Source organism: Aquabacterium commune (assembly GCF_004362855.1).
Classification (GTDB): Bacteria; Pseudomonadota; Gammaproteobacteria; order Burkholderiales; family Burkholderiaceae_C; genus Aquabacterium; species Aquabacterium commune.
The window spans coordinates 387,678-401,572 of the sequence record NZ_SNXW01000003.1 but is presented as its reverse complement, the minus strand read 5'-3'; the positions used below and the strand labels follow the sequence as shown (position 1 = coordinate 401,572).

15 protein-coding genes are annotated in these 13,895 nt (G+C 65.0%); 10 read left to right on the top strand and 5 right to left on the bottom strand.

Going from position 1 to position 13,895, the window contains the following annotated elements; genetic code table 11:
• Positions 1 to 8: 8 nt before the first annotated feature.
• The 3 genes from EV672_RS07945 to EV672_RS07935 form a co-directional block, all read right to left on the bottom strand.
• Positions 9 to 515: a DUF934 domain-containing protein gene (locus EV672_RS07945; RefSeq protein ID WP_133607999.1), complete on the bottom strand. Its 507-nt coding sequence runs from the start codon at positions 513 to 515 to the stop codon at positions 9 to 11.
• A 29-nt stretch (positions 516 to 544) separates the two neighbouring features.
• A complete protein-coding gene (locus tag EV672_RS07940; protein WP_133607997.1) occupies positions 545 to 2,254 on the bottom strand; it encodes a nitrite/sulfite reductase in 1,710 nt (569 codons plus the stop codon).
• Between the two features lie 66 nt (positions 2,255 to 2,320).
• Positions 2,321 to 3,295, bottom strand: coding sequence for a sulfite exporter TauE/SafE family protein (locus EV672_RS07935; protein ID WP_133607995.1), 975 nt, complete (start codon positions 3,293 to 3,295; stop codon positions 2,321 to 2,323).
• Between the two features lie 86 nt (positions 3,296 to 3,381).
• On the opposite strand from EV672_RS07935, the gene EV672_RS07930 reads away from it, so the two are divergent.
• Positions 3,382 to 4,332 carry a patatin-like phospholipase family protein gene (locus EV672_RS07930; RefSeq protein ID WP_133607994.1) on the top strand — a complete coding sequence of 317 codons (951 nt, stop codon included), beginning with the start codon at positions 3,382 to 3,384 and terminating at the stop codon, positions 4,330 to 4,332.
• Between the two features lie 45 nt (positions 4,333 to 4,377).
• Here the strand turns inward: EV672_RS07930 and EV672_RS07925 are convergent, their stop codons facing one another.
• Positions 4,378 to 4,830: a DUF192 domain-containing protein gene (locus EV672_RS07925; protein WP_243738577.1), complete on the bottom strand. Its 453-nt coding sequence runs from the start codon at positions 4,828 to 4,830 to the stop codon at positions 4,378 to 4,380.
• Between the two features lie 92 nt (positions 4,831 to 4,922).
• Between EV672_RS07925 and EV672_RS07920 the strand changes: the two genes are divergently transcribed.
• From EV672_RS07920 to EV672_RS18815, 9 genes are all read left to right on the top strand, one after another.
• Positions 4,923 to 7,343, top strand: a complete 2,421-nt coding sequence (locus EV672_RS07920) for a heavy metal translocating P-type ATPase (RefSeq protein ID WP_133607990.1) — start codon at positions 4,923 to 4,925, stop codon at positions 7,341 to 7,343.
• Positions 7,322 to 7,498 carry a cbb3-type cytochrome oxidase assembly protein CcoS gene (ccoS, locus tag EV672_RS07915; RefSeq protein WP_133607988.1) on the top strand — a complete coding sequence of 59 codons (177 nt, stop codon included), beginning with the start codon at positions 7,322 to 7,324 and terminating at the stop codon, positions 7,496 to 7,498. Before EV672_RS07920 ends, ccoS begins: the two co-directional genes overlap by 22 nt.
• 48 nt (positions 7,499 to 7,546) lie before the next feature.
• The gene (ccoN, locus tag EV672_RS07910) at positions 7,547 to 9,001 is read left to right on the top strand and encodes a cytochrome-c oxidase, cbb3-type subunit I (protein ID WP_133607986.1); all 1,455 of its coding nucleotides are present in this window, start codon (positions 7,547 to 7,549) and stop codon (positions 8,999 to 9,001) included.
• An 18-nt stretch (positions 9,002 to 9,019) separates the two neighbouring features.
• Positions 9,020 to 9,649, top strand: a complete 630-nt coding sequence (ccoO, locus tag EV672_RS07905) for a cytochrome-c oxidase, cbb3-type subunit II (RefSeq protein ID WP_133607984.1) — start codon at positions 9,020 to 9,022, stop codon at positions 9,647 to 9,649.
• Between the two features lie 12 nt (positions 9,650 to 9,661).
• Positions 9,662 to 9,799 carry a cbb3-type cytochrome oxidase subunit 3 gene (locus tag EV672_RS07900; protein WP_133607982.1) on the top strand — a complete coding sequence of 46 codons (138 nt, stop codon included), beginning with the start codon at positions 9,662 to 9,664 and terminating at the stop codon, positions 9,797 to 9,799.
• 14 nt (positions 9,800 to 9,813) lie between these two features.
• Positions 9,814 to 10,749, top strand: coding sequence for a cytochrome-c oxidase, cbb3-type subunit III (ccoP, locus tag EV672_RS07895; RefSeq protein ID WP_133607980.1), 936 nt, complete (start codon positions 9,814 to 9,816; stop codon positions 10,747 to 10,749).
• A gap of 149 nt (positions 10,750 to 10,898) precedes the next feature.
• Positions 10,899 to 12,365: a cytochrome c oxidase accessory protein CcoG gene (gene ccoG, locus EV672_RS07890; RefSeq protein WP_133607978.1), complete on the top strand. Its 1,467-nt coding sequence runs from the start codon at positions 10,899 to 10,901 to the stop codon at positions 12,363 to 12,365.
• A 42-nt stretch (positions 12,366 to 12,407) separates the two neighbouring features.
• Entirely contained in the window at positions 12,408 to 12,656 is a 249-nt protein-coding gene (locus tag EV672_RS07885) for a hypothetical protein (protein ID WP_133607976.1), read from the top strand.
• A gap of 105 nt (positions 12,657 to 12,761) precedes the next feature.
• Positions 12,762 to 13,112 (top strand): hypothetical protein, encoded by a 351-nt coding sequence (locus tag EV672_RS18815; RefSeq protein WP_208110731.1) that lies wholly within the window; start codon positions 12,762 to 12,764, stop codon positions 13,110 to 13,112.
• Between the two features lie 12 nt (positions 13,113 to 13,124).
• On the opposite strand, the gene fnr is transcribed toward EV672_RS18815, so the two are convergent.
• Positions 13,125 to 13,841, bottom strand: coding sequence for a fumarate/nitrate reduction transcriptional regulator Fnr (gene fnr / locus EV672_RS07875; RefSeq protein WP_133608239.1), 717 nt, complete (start codon positions 13,839 to 13,841; stop codon positions 13,125 to 13,127).
• Between the last annotated feature and the right edge of the window lie 54 nt (positions 13,842 to 13,895).

Below are 13,895 nucleotides of genomic sequence, written 5' to 3'. Positions count from 1 at the left end.
TGCGAAGATCAGGCTGTGCGGCCGAACACGGGCTGGTGCTCCTGCACATCGCCCTGGTAGTGGCCACGTGCTGCGAAGAAACCCAGCGTGCGTTCTGCCGTGGCGCGGTCCTGGTCACCGCGCAGGGCCACGGCGTCGAAGCCGGTGCGGGCCAGCAGGGGCATCATGTCCACGAGCACGTCGCCGGTGGCGCGCACTTCGCCGCCGAAGCGGTAGCGGGCGCGCAGGATGCGGGCCTGGCTGTAGGCGCGGCCGTCGGTCCACTTGGGGAAGTGCAGCACGACGAGGTCCAGCTTGGCGAGGTCTTGCTCCAGCACCTCGATGTCGCTGTCGTTGGGCAGGATCACGCCCACCGGCTTGTGAGCTTCGCTGCCTTTGGCTGGCCACTGCTCGCGCACGGCGTGCCACTGGCCCAGCGTCAGCAGGCTGTGCGATTTGATGGGTGGGTGCGACATCGGGCCGTCTTCACCGCCGACGGTGTGCCACTGGTCGCGAGGGGTGTCGATGAATTTCATGGGGTCGTTCCTCTCGGGGGCGCGGGCGGTCAGGCGGCTTTGGCCGTCGTGCGGCGGACGGCATTCGCGGCCGTCTTGAACGGGTCAAGGCCCACGCGCTGCACGGTGTCGATGAACTTCTCGTTCGCGGCGCGCTGCGCGCGGTAGGTGTCGATGACGGCTTCGATCACGTCGGTGACCTCATCGGCTGCGAACGAGGGGCCGATCACCTTGCCAGCCACCGAGGCGGGCGCGTGGTTGGAGCCGTCCGAGCCGCCCAGGGTCACCTGGTACCACTCGCTGCCGTCCTTGTCCACGCCCAGGATGCCGATGTGGCCGCTGTGGTGGTGGCCGCAGGAGTTGATGCAGCCGGAGATGTGCAGGTCGATGTCGCCGATGTCGTAGAGCTCGTCGAGGTCCTGGTAGCGGGCGATCAGGTCGTTGGCAATCGGGATGGAGCGCGCATTGGCCAGCGCGCAGAAGTCGCCACCCGGGCAGGCGATCATGTCGCTCAGCAGGCCGATGTTGGGCGAGGCGAAGCTGGCGGCCTTGGCGGCTTGCCACACGGCGAACAGGTCTTCCTCGCGCACGAAGGGCAACAGCACGTTCTGGTCGTGCGTGACGCGCAACTCGCCGCAGCTGAACTGGTCTGCGATGTCGGCGATGGCGTCCATTTGTGCATCGGTGGCATCGCCCGGGGCCTGGCCCACGCGCTTGACCGACAGCTGCACGTTCTTGTAGCCCTGCACCTTGTGGCCGGCGACGTTGCGCTCCAGCCACTTGGCGAACTGGGCCTGGTCGGCGTCCGAGGCATCGGCGGGCAGGCCATTGCCGCTGGCGGTGTGCGCCTGGACAGCGGCCGGGAAGGCGAAGCTCGCGTTGACGCGGTCGAACTCCGCCTGTGGGATCAGGTGGGCCGCGCCGTCGGCATCGCGCTCGATGATGTTCTGGAACTCGGCGTTGACCTGGTCGAAGAACTTCTGGCCTTCGGCCTTCACCAGGATCTTGATGCGCGCCTTGTACATGTTGTCGCGGCGACCATAGCGGTTATAGACCCGCACGATGGCCTCGATGTAAACGAGGATCTGCTGCCAGGGCACGAAGGCGTTGATTTCGGTGCCCGTGATCGGGGTGCGGCCCATGCCACCGCCCACCAGCACGCGGAAACCGACCTCGCCAGCGTCGTTCTTCACCAGGTGCAGGCCGATGTCGTGCCAGGCCGTGGCGGCGCGGTCTTCCTTGGCACCGCTGACGGCGATCTTGAACTTGCGTGGCAGGAAGGCGAATTCAGGGTGCAGGGTGGACCACTGGCGCAGCACCTCGCAGTAGGGGCGGGCGTCGATGATTTCGTCTTCTGCCACGCCCACCATGGCGTCGGCCGTGATGTTGCGGATGCAGTTGCCCGAGGTCTGGATGCCGTGCATGTTCACTTCGGCCAGCAGGTCCATCACGTCGGCGGCCTGGCTCAGCGGGATCCAGTTGTACTGGACGTTCTGGCGCGTGGTGAAGTGTGCGTAGCCGCGGTCGAATTCGCGGGCGATCCTGGCCAGTTGGCGGATCTGCTTCGACGACATCTCGCCGTAAGGCACGGCCACGCGTAGCATGGGTGCGTGGCGTTGCACATACCAGCCGTTCTGCAGGCGCAGCGGGCGGAATTCCTCGTCACCGAGCTTGCCGGCGAGGTTGCGCTCCAGCTGGTCGCGGAATTGGGCAGCGCGCTGGCGGACAAACTGTTTGTCGAATTCAGAATATTGGTACATGGTGCGCAGCGAAAGAAAATGAATATGGATTTGCGCGATGATGGCTGGCGCGCTGGGATGTTCAGGTCAACCGAGAGCCCGGTGCAGATTGTAGAGGCTGATGAAGGAGATGACGCCGCCCACCAGCACCAGCAGGGTCTTGGTGTTGAGGCGCCGGGTCAGCAGGGCCGCAAACGGCGCGGCGAACAAACCGCCCACGACCAGGCCAGCCACCGTGGGCCAGGGCCCCTCTTCGACCAGGCCGGCGAACACCGCCGCGCTGGTGAAGGTCAGGAAAAACTCTGCCAGGTTGACGGAGCCGATCGTGGTGCGCGGATCCTGCCCGGTGCCCACCAGCGTGGTGGTCACGACCGGGCCCCAGCCGCCGCCGCCCACGGCGTCCACGAAGCCGCCAAACAGGCCCAGCTTGGCCACGTGCTTGGGGGTTTCCTTGCGCGGCGTGATTTTCTTGAAAACCTTGCTGACAATGTACAAACCCATCAGGAAAAGGTAGGCGGAAACCACCGGCTTGATGACGCTGGAATCCACGCTGGAAACCACCCAGGCGCCAGCGCTGGCACCCAGGATGCCGGGAATCAAAAGGCGCAGGAAAAGGGATTTGTTGACGTTGCCCAATTTGACGTGGGAAATGCCGGAAACACCCGTCGTGAAAACCTCGGCGATGTGCACGCTGGCGGAGGCGACCGCCGGCGACGAGCCGGTTGCGAGCAAAAAAGACGTCGAGGTGATGCCGTAGGCCATGCCCAGCGCGCCATCGACCGTCTGTGCCAGCAGGCCAACCAGCACGGCCTTCCAGAAGGCGTCGCCGGTCACGGTCGCGACGATGAGCTGCAGGCCCGTTTGCTCGTGTTGGCCGTTGAACAGCTTGGACGCCAGGTAGGCCACCACGGCGACCAGCATGAAGCCCACCGCCCACACGGCGATGCGCAACACGGGGTGGTCGGACGGGTGGCTGACGTCGTCTTCAACCGGCGGCAGGCCCAGCGCCGTGTGCTCCGCGTTGATCGCGTTGTCGGTGAGGTCGAGGTTGCGGATCTTCATGGAGGCCGGAAAAACGTGGGCAGGCGACGTGACAATCGGGGAAGCGTGGATGCTATCCACCGTTCATATGTATGAGAAGAACATTTATGGAAGTTATTTATAGCCATTTGGCATATGTCGGCGGGGTGCGCGCTTGGCGCAGCCTCCTGGCTGGGGTGCTGCTGGCCTGTCTGAGCGCCTGCAGCAGCCTCGTCAATGAGCCGACACCACCGGTGCCGGTGCCCCCGGTGGCCCAGGTCGTCACACCCAAACCGCCGCCGAAGCCGCCCCGCATCGGCCTGGCCCTGGGCGGCGGTGCGGCGCGCGGCTTTGCCCACATCGGCGTGCTGCAGGTGCTCGAAGAAAACGGCATCAAGCCTGATCTGGTCGTGGGCACGTCGGCGGGCAGCGTCGTGGCGGCGCTGTACGCAGCGGGCAAGACACCGACCGAGTTGGGCAGCATGGCCATGACGCTGGACGAATCCAGCATCACCGACTGGGTCTTCCCGGGGCGCTCTTTCCTCAAGGGCGAGGCCCTGGCCAAGTTCATCCGCGTCCAGACGGCGGGCAAGCCCATCGAGGCCATGCGCCTGCCGCTGGGCATCGTCGCCGCCGATCTCAAGAGCGGTCAGGCCGTCCTGTTCCGCCGGGGCGATCCGGGCACGGCGGTGCGGGCGTCCAGTGCGGTGCCGGCCGTGTTCGAGCCGGTGAAGATGGAAGGGCGCGAGTACATCGACGGCGGGGCGGTGTCGCCCGTGCCGGTGCGCTTTGCCCGCCAGATGGGCGCCGAGCTCATCATCGCGGTGGACATCTCGGCCATCCCCGAGGGCCAGCCCACCAAAGGCGCGGTGGACATCCTCCTGCAGACCTTCAACATCATGGGCCACGCCATCAGCCAGCATGAAATGGCCGATGCCGATGTGGTGGTGCGGCCCAAGTTGCAGGGTGTGGGCAGCGCAGATTTCAGCGCGCGTCGCCTTTCCATTCTGGCGGGGCGTGAAGCGATGCTGACGGTGATGCCGCAACTGCGCGAACGCCTCGCGGCCCGCACACGTTGAGCGCGGTGAGGCTTCCGAGTCGGGGTGGGGCGGGGCGGGGTGGGCTCAGCGCGGTGCGCCGAAGGGGGCGCCGCTGAGTTTCTGGCCAGGCTTGACGCCTTTTTTCTTGAACCAGCCGGTGTTCATCTCCAGCACGTAGCGCACGGGTTGCGTCGAGCAGTGAGAGTCCAGCGTCTGCGGCTTCATCTCGTCCAGGTTGACGATGGTCCCATCGTCGGCCACGAAGGCCACGGCCAGCGGGATGAGGGTGTTTTTCATCCAGAAGCACTGCACGCCCGGGCGGTCGAACACGAAGAGCATGCCCTCGTTGGCGCCCATGCTGGTGCGGTGCATCAGGCCGATGGCGTGCTCCTGGGGCGTCAGCGCCACCTCGACTTGCATGTTGTACATGCCCGCGCCCAGGGTGGTGCGGTTTTGCAGGCGTTGCGGCGCGTCCTGGGCCGCTGCCAAGGTGCACACCGACGACAGGACGACGACGCCCGCCCACGCCATTGCCATGCCCCGGCGGGTTTGACTCACAATTCCGATCTTTGCCATGCGTGTGTCTCGGTCCGAATGATCCTGTGGCACTGACTTTATCAGCGAGCGCCATGACCTCCGCCTCTCCCTTGGCCACGCCTGCCGCGCCGGCTCAGCCGATCCCTCTCGCCCCCCAGGCGCCGCTGCCGCCCTTGCCCGAGTTGTCGCCCGCCCAGGCGGCCGGCCTGGACGACCCCGATCTGCTCGCCCAGTGCGTGGTGGACATCCCCCTGGGCAGCAGCCTGCGCCGCATCGGGCTGGGCCTGTCGGGCATGTACTGCGCGGCCTGCGCCATCACCATCGAAGATGCGCTGCTCAAGGTGCCCGGTGTGCGCGAGGTGCAGGTGCAGGCGGCATCGCAGCGCGCCCGCATCCTGGTGGACCCGGCACAGGTCAGCCTGTCGGCCATGGTGTCGGCGGTGCAGCGCGTGGGCTACCGGGCTTGGCCCGATGCGGCCGCGCGTGCCGGCCACGAGCGCCTGCGCGAGCGCCGCGTGCTGGTCTGGCGTCTGTCCGTGGCGGCGTTCTGCATGATGCAGGTGATGATGATCGCGGTGCCGCAGTACGTGGCGGGGTCGCGTGAGATTCCCGAAGACATCTGGAACCTGATGAACTGGGCCAACTGGGTGCTCAGCCTGCCGGTGCTGTTGTTTTCCTGCGGGCCCTTCTTCACAGGTGCCTGGCGTGCCGCGCGCCAGGGCCGCATCGCCATGGACACGCCGGTGGCCATCGGGATCGCCGCCACCTTCATCGTCAGCACGGGCGTCAGCTTTGGTGCCCAGGACGTGTTCGGTCACGAGGCTTATTTCGACTCGTTGACCATGTTCGTCACCTTCCTGCTGGCCGGCCGCTGGCTGGAAAGCCGAGCGCGGGAGCGCGTCACGCAGTCGCTCGAAGCGCTGTGCGTGCGTTTGCCCGAGGCCGTCGAGCGCGCGGTGGACGAGGTGTCCGATGCCGAACTTGGCACTGTGGCCGTGGCCTCGGTGCCGCTGTCCTCGCTGCGCCATGGCGACCGCGTGCGCGTGGCCGTGGGCCAGGCCTTCCCAGCCGACGGCTTGATCCTGCTTGGCCAGACCGAGGTGGACGAGGCACTGCTGACGGGCGAGTCCCGTGCCGTGCCGCGCGCGCCCGGACAGACCGTGGTGGCTGGCAGCCTCAACCTGGGCGCCCCGGTGTGGATGTCCGTGGAGCGCCTGGGCCCTGACACCCGCTTCCAGCAGATCGTTTCGCTCGTGCACCAGGCCATGACCGAAAAGCCCGGCTGGATGCGCTCGGCCGACCGCATCGCCGGCCCCTTTTTGTGGGGTGTGCTGGCGCTTGCCGCGGGCGGTTATGTCGCCTGGCAATGGATCGATCCGGCGCGGGCCGTCTGGGTGGCCGTGTCGGTGCTGGTGGTGACGTGCCCGTGTGCGCTCTCGCTGGCGGCGCCCTCGGCCCTGCTGTCGGCCGCAGGCGCCATGGCCAAGCGCGGCGTGCTGGTGCGCCGCCTGGACGCGCTGGAGGCGCTGGCCACCGTGCGGCAGGTGTATTTCGACAAGACCGGCACCCTCACCGAGGGCGAGCTCTCGGTGGTGGCCTTGGTGTCGGGCGGTGCATCACACCGCTTGCAAGAGACCTTGCCCGAGGCGGTGGCCGCGCAGTGGCAGCAGGCGGTGTCGCTGGCGGCCCACTCTCAGCACCCCTTGTCACGCTCGGTGGTGCAGGCCGCGCGCGACGCAGGCCAGGCCGTGTCACCCGGTCATTGGTTGGATGTGAAGGAACTGGCCGGCAAAGGCGTCGAAGCGCAAGACGCCGAAGGCCTGACCTGGCGTTTGGGCCGCAGCGACTGGGTGCTGGGTCCAGGTGAGGGAGACCTGGAGGCCGCCGACGCCCCGCGCGTCTGGCTGGCGGCCTGGCGTGACGGCCACTGCCTGCCCGCCACGGCCCTGGGGCTGCGCATGGACGAAGTCTTCCGGGCCGAGGCCATGCCCGCCGTGCAGCAGTTGCGCGCGCTGGGTTGCACGGCGTCATTGTTGTCTGGTGACCACGCCGACCGCGTCCATGAAGCCGCCCGTCACCTGGGCACCGACGTGGCCGGCGCCCAGTCCAGCCCGGAGGACAAGCTTGCCGTGATTGCCGCAGCGCAGCAGCAGGGCGCGCGCGTCGCCGTGGTGGGGGATGGCATCAACGACGCCCCGGTGCTGGCCCAAGCGGACGTGTCCGTGGCGCTCGACCAAGGCGCCGCGCTGGCGCAATCCCAGGCCGACCTGATCGTTCTGAACGGCCGCCTGACCGGTTTGCCCGAGGCCGTGTTGCAAAGCCGCCGTGCCATGCGCATCGTTCGGCAGAACCTGGCGTGGGCCGCGGTCTACAATTTCAGCTGCATTCCACTTGCACTGATGGGCCTGCTGCCACCGTGGGCCGCCGGGCTTGGCATGGCGGCCAGTTCGCTGCTTGTCGTGCTCAATTCCCTGCGACTGGGCGCCACACCATGGAAATCCTCTACGTCCTGATCCCCGTGTCCGTTTTGCTGGTGCTGGCCATCCTGGCCGTTCTCGGCTGGGCGATCCACAGCGGACAGTTTGAGGACATCGACCAGGAAGCACTGCGCATCCTGCAAGCAGGAGATCAGAATTCTCAGGATAACGTTGAGCGGCATCAAAAGTGACTCATGGTTTGCCCTCACAATTCGCTTTGTAACTTTGGAGAACAACAGATGGCAAACTCCCACTCTGCCACCTACAACGACACCGTTGTCAGGCAGTTCGCCGTCGCGGCGGTCGTTTGGGGTGTCGTCGGCATGGCCGTCGGCGTCCTGATCGCGTCCCAGCTCGCGTGGCCGGAACTGAATTTCGGCATTCCCTGGCTGACCTATGGTCGCCTGCGTCCACTGCACACCAACGCAGTGATTTTCGCCTTTGGCGGTTGTGCCCTGTTTGCCACGTCTTACCACGTGGTGCAACGCACCTGCCAGACCCGCCTGTTCGCAGGCCCCCTGGCGTCCTTCACGTTCTGGGGCTGGCAACTGGTCATCCTGTTGGCCGCCATTTCTCTGCCCCTGGGTTACACCACCGGCAAGGAATACGCCGAGCTGGAGTGGCCGATCGACCTGCTGATCACCGTCGTGTGGGTGTCCTACGCACTGGTGTTCTTCGGCACCATCGGCATCCGCAAAGTGCGTCACATCTACGTGGCCAACTGGTTCTACGGCGCCTTCATCATCGCCGTGGCCCTGCTGCACGTGGTCAACAGCGCCGAAATGCCTGTGCTGGCCAGTGGCATCCTGGCGCCCAAGTCCTACTCGGTCTATGCCGGCGTGCAAGACGCCATGGTGCAATGGTGGTACGGCCACAATGCCGTTGGCTTCTTCCTGACCGCGGGCTTCCTGGGCATGATGTACTACTACATCCCCAAGCAGGCTGGCATGCCCGTGTACTCGTATCGCCTGTCGATCGTGCACTTCTGGGCCCTGATTTTCACCTACATGTGGGCGGGCCCTCACCACCTGCACTACACCGCGCTGCCTGACTGGACCCAATCGGTGGGCATGGTGTTCTCGCTGATCCTGCTGGCGCCTTCGTGGGGCGGCATGATCAACGGCATCATGACGCTGTCGGGTGCCTGGTACAAGCTGCGCGATGACGCCATCCTGAAGTTCCTGATCGTGGCCCTGTCCTTCTACGGCATGTCCACCTTCGAAGGTCCGATGATGTCGATCAAGACCGTGAACTCGCTGTCCCACTACACCGACTGGACCGTGGGCCACGTGCACTCTGGCGCCTTGGGCTGGGTGGGTCTGATTTCGATGGGCTCGCTGTACTACCTGATCCCGCGCATGTTCGGCCGCACCACGATGTACTCGGTGCAAGCCATCTCCGTGCACTTCTGGGCAGCGACCATCGGCATCGTGCTGTACATCGCTTCCATGTGGATCGCCGGCGTGATGCAGGGCCTGATGTGGCGTGCGGTCAACCCCGACGGCACCCTGGTCTATAGCTTCGTCGAGAGCGTCAAGTCCTCGCATGACTTCTACGTCATCCGCGTCGCCGGTGGCCTGCTCTACCTGGGTGGCATGATCCTGATGCTGTGGAACACCATCATGACCGTGACCGCGGGCCGCGCTGTCGATGCGCCCATCCCGCAGGGTTCGGCGCAGCCGGCTCACGCCTGAGCCTAGAAGGAGAACAACATGGCTGACAACAACCACAAGCCTGCGCTCTTCTCGCACGAGAAGATCGAGACCAGCAACTTCCTGATGATCGTGCTGACGCTGATCGTCATCTCTTTCGGCGCTCTGGTCGAAATCGTGCCGCTGTTCTTCCAGCACAGCACGACCGAGCCGGTGCCGGGCCTCAAGCCCTACACCGCGCTGCAAGTCGTGGGCCGCGACATCTACGTCCGTGAAGGCTGCTACGGCTGCCACTCGCAGATGATCCGCCCCTTCCGCGCCGAGACCTTGCGTTACGGTCACTACTCGATGGCCGGTGAGTTCGTCTATGACCACCCCTTCCAGTGGGGCTCCAAGCGCACCGGTCCCGACCTGCAGCGCGTGGGTGGCAAGTACTCCGACGAATGGCACACGGCTCACCTGAACAACCCGCGTGACGTGGTGCCCGAGTCGAACATGCCTGCCTACCCGTGGCTGCTGGCCAACAAGGCAGACAGCGCGACCGTCGGTGCACGCATGGACGCCCTGCGCAAGGTCGGCGTGCCCTACACGGACGCCGAGATCAAGGCCGCAGCCGACGAGGTCAAGGACAAGACCGAGATGGAAGCCGTGATCGCTTACCTGCAGGTGCTTGGCACCGCCGTGAAATAAGGAGTGGCGCACATGGACATGATCTTGGTGAGAAGCATCTTCACATTGGTGTGTCTGTGCGTTTTCGTGGGCATCGTTGCTTGGGCGTTCAAGCGCGGCAACAAGGCTCAGTTTGAAGAGGCAGGTCGTCTGCCTCTTTCAGAAGATTGACTGGAGGCTCAGACATGAGCGACTTCATTAACAATGGCTGGTCGTGGTACGTCGTCGCGATCGTGGTGTTTGGTCTGGTGTATTGCGCGTTCGTGCTGATCGGTGCGGCCAAGCACAAGGTCGTCTATGACGCACAGGGCAATGTGGACAAGACCACGGGGCACGTCTGGGACTCGGACCTGCGCGAGTTGAACAACCCGCTGCCGCGCTGGTGGCTGTTCCTGTTCATCATCACCCTGGTGTTTGCCGGCGCCTACCTCAGCCTGTACCCAGGCCTGGGCAACAGCCCTGGCAAGCTGGGCTGGACCTCCAAGGGCCAGCTGGAAACCGAGATGGCCAAGGCCAAGCTGGAGCAGGACAAGATCTTCGCCAAGTTCAAGAACGCGTCGGTGGAGGACCTCTCCCGCGACCCGCAGGCCCATGACATCGGCCAGCGTTTGTTCCTGAACAACTGCGCAGCTTGCCACGGCTCCGATGCCAAGGGTGCCAAGGGCTTTCCGAACCTGACCGACAACGACTGGATCCACGGCGGTGCGCCCGACAAAATCGTCGAGACCATCATCGGCGGTCGTCGTGGTCAGATGCCTCCGATGGCTGCTGCAGTCGGTTCGCCCGAGGAAGTTCGCCAGGTGGCCAACTATGTGCTGAGCCTGTCGGGTTCGGGACACAACTCCATCCTGGCCGAACTGGGCAAGGCCAAGTTCAAGCAGGTGTGCGCCGCCTGCCATGGCGCTGACGGCAAGGGCAACCAGGCCATCGGTGCACCCAACCTGGCCGACAAGGTCTGGCTGCACGGCTGGGGCGAAGAGGCCATCATCAACATGGTCAACAAAGGCAAGGTCAACGTCATGCCCGCCCAGAACGCGCGCCTGTCGGACGACCAGATCCGCCTGGTGGCGTCCTACGTGTGGGGCTTGTCTCACACCACCAAGACGGCACAAGCGCAGTGAGGTCAGGCCACTGACCGCGCCACTGGCATCAACCCACCCAAGCGGGTTGATGCCGATCAAAATTGAGTCGATACTCAAATTGCGGCAGGTGAGGGTGTGATACCTTAGGGGGTATCCGGCCTGCCTGCCGCAAGTCCATTCAGAACACCATGAGCGATCCCACCTCACCCAGCAACGCCCCCCAGCGGGTCATCCCCATCCAGGCCGTCGGCGCGCGGGAAGAGGTGGTGTCTCTGTACCAGAAGGGCGAAAAGATCTACGCCCGCGAGGTCAAGGGCTGGTTCACCAAGTGGCGTTGGGTGTTCGTGTGGCTCACGCAGATAGTGTTCTATCTGTCCCCATGGCTGCAGTGGCACGACCGCCAGGCCATCCTGTTCGATCTCACCACGCGGCGCTTCTACCTCTTCAACCTGGTCCTGTACCCGCAGGATTTCATCTACCTCACCGCCCTGCTGGTGATCTCGGCGTACGGCCTCTTCCTGTTCACCGCGGTGGCGGGGCGCTTGTGGTGCGGTTTTGCCTGTCCGCAATCGGTTTACACCGAGATGTTCATGTGGATCGAGCGCAAGATCGAAGGGGATCGCACACGCCGCATGAAGCTGGACAAGTCGCCCTGGGGCCTGGAAAAGCTCGCGCGCAAAACCGCCAAGCAGTTGGCCTGGATCTCCGTGGCACTGTGGACGGGTTACACCTTCGTGGGCTACTTCACGCCCATCCGCGTGCTGGCCGACGAGGTCCTCACCCTGAGCATGGGCCCCTGGGAAATCTTCTGGGTGTGCTTCTATGGGTTCGCGACTTACGGCAACGCCGGCTACATGCGCGAGCAGGTCTGCAAGTACATGTGCCCCTATGCGCGCTTCCAGAGCGCCATGTTCGACCGTGACACGCTCATCATCAGCTACGACGCCAAGCGCGGCGAGCCCCGTGGGTCTCGCAAGCGCGGCACCGATGCGCAAGGGCTGGGGCAGGGCGACTGCATCGACTGCACGCTGTGTGTGCAGGTCTGCCCAACCGGCATCGACATCCGCAAAGGGCTGCAGTACGAGTGCATCGGCTGTGCGGCCTGCATCGACGTTTGCGACTCGGTCATGGACAAGGTGGGTTCACCGCGCGGCCTGATCCGCTACGCGACGCAGAACAGCATGGAGAATGGCTGGGGGCGTCGCGAGATGTGGGCGCGTGTGACGCGGCCCCGCGTGCTGCTTTACACCGGCATCCTGGTGGCGATCGTCGTGGCCTTCCTGGTCAGCCTCTACAGCCGTCCGCCGTTCCGCGTGGACATCTTGCGTGACCGCGGTGCGCTGGCCCGGGTTGTGGACGACGGCTTTGTCGAAAACGTTTACCGCATCCAGATCATGAACGCCAGCGAAGCCACGCAGCGCTATCGCCTGGGTGTGGAGCAACTCAGCCAAGCCGTGGTGGACGCCGGACGCGACATCGAACTGGGCCCGGCCGAGGCGCGCTGGGTGCCCGTGGCCGTGCGGGTGCCGCCTGATGTCGCTGCGCGGATGGGCTCCGGGGCGCATGGCATCACGCTGTTCGTCGAGCAGCTGCGCCGCGGCGACCAGGCCCAGGTCGATGTGCGTGAGCCCACCACGTTCATGGTGCCCCGCTGAGGCCTGTTGGCACGCACGTCAGAATTTTTGCAAGGACATGTCATGACCCACGTTTCGACCCCGCAGCCGGAAAACACACCTTGGTGGCGCCTGCCCATCGTCTGGATGGTCATCGGTGGGCCCGCCATCGTGGTGGTCGCCTCCATCGTCACCGCTGGCATCGCCATCAAGCACGTGGACCCGGTACTGGACATCTCCAAGGGCGAGGTCAAGGGCGTCATCGACATGCCTGCAGTCCAGGCGCGCAACCACGCTGCCAACGCCGATGCCCGTGCGCCTGCCGACAAGTGATGGCGTCCTCGGGGCTGGCCCTTGATTCAGGGGTAAGTCCTCGTTGAGAAGCGGTGACTCAGGCACAACATCCGAGGTGTGCACTTCCAATGCAAGGAGAACCGCATGTCACGTCGCACGCTGCACGTCGCACAAATCCTCTGGCCTGCCTTCTTCATGGCAGGTGTGCTGGAAATGATGGTGTTTTCTGTGCTCGATCCCAGCCTGATCCACATCGGCACCTGGGAGCCTGACGCCCGCACTGTTTACAGCGCGGCCTTCCTCGTGTTCTGGGGCGTTCTGTCGGTGTCAGGGGCGCTCAGTCACCTGATGATGCGCGACGATGCCCATGGCACGCGCCACGCCCTGGCCCAGGGCCTGGTGGCTCGGCGCCACCGCCGACAATTGCGTCATGAGGGGGGCCATCAGGGCAGCCATCATGGCGGCTTGCCGTCCCAGCATTCGCACCAACACTGAGCCCGAGGTCAGTCAGCAGCGCACGCTGTTGACCAGTGCTTTCAGTCCGGGCTCGTCCGTGATGCGGATGTCGCGTTGCTTCACTTCCAGCAAGCCTTCGTCCTGGAACTTGGAGAAGGTGCGGCTGACGGTTTCCAGCTTCAAACCGAGGTAGCTGCCGATTTCCTCGCGGGTCATGCGCAGCACCAGGGCCGAGGCGGAGAAGCCGCGCGCATGCAGGCGTTGCGTCAGGTTCAGCAGGAAGGCCGCCAAGCGCTCTTCGGCACGCATGCTGCCCAGCAGCAGCATCACGCCATGGTCGCGCACGATCTCGCGGCTCATGATCTTGTGGAACTGGTGCTGCAAGTCGGAGAACTCGCGCGAGAGCTCCTCCAACTGGCTGTAGGGGATCACACAAACTTGTGAGTCTTCCAGGGCGATCGCGTCACAGGCGTGGCGGTCGGTGCTGATGCCATCCAGACCCAGCAACTCGCCCGCCATCTGGAAGCCGGTGACCTGGTCGCGGCCGTCCTCGGACGAAATCCGCGTCTTGAAAAAGCCCGTGCGCACGGCATACACCGACTTGAACGAATCGCCCGTGTGGAAGAGGGCGTCACCGCGCTTGACCGATTTGCGCGCACCCACCAGCGTGTCCAGCTGCGTCAGTTGCGGCTGGCTCAGGCCCACAGGCAGGCACAGCTCGCGCAGGTTGCAGCTGGAGCAGGCGACCTTGAAGGCGTCGATCTTCATCGGGATGGGGTCGCGGCGCTCGCTGGCAGGGCGGAGCAGGGCGTCTTGCGGAGC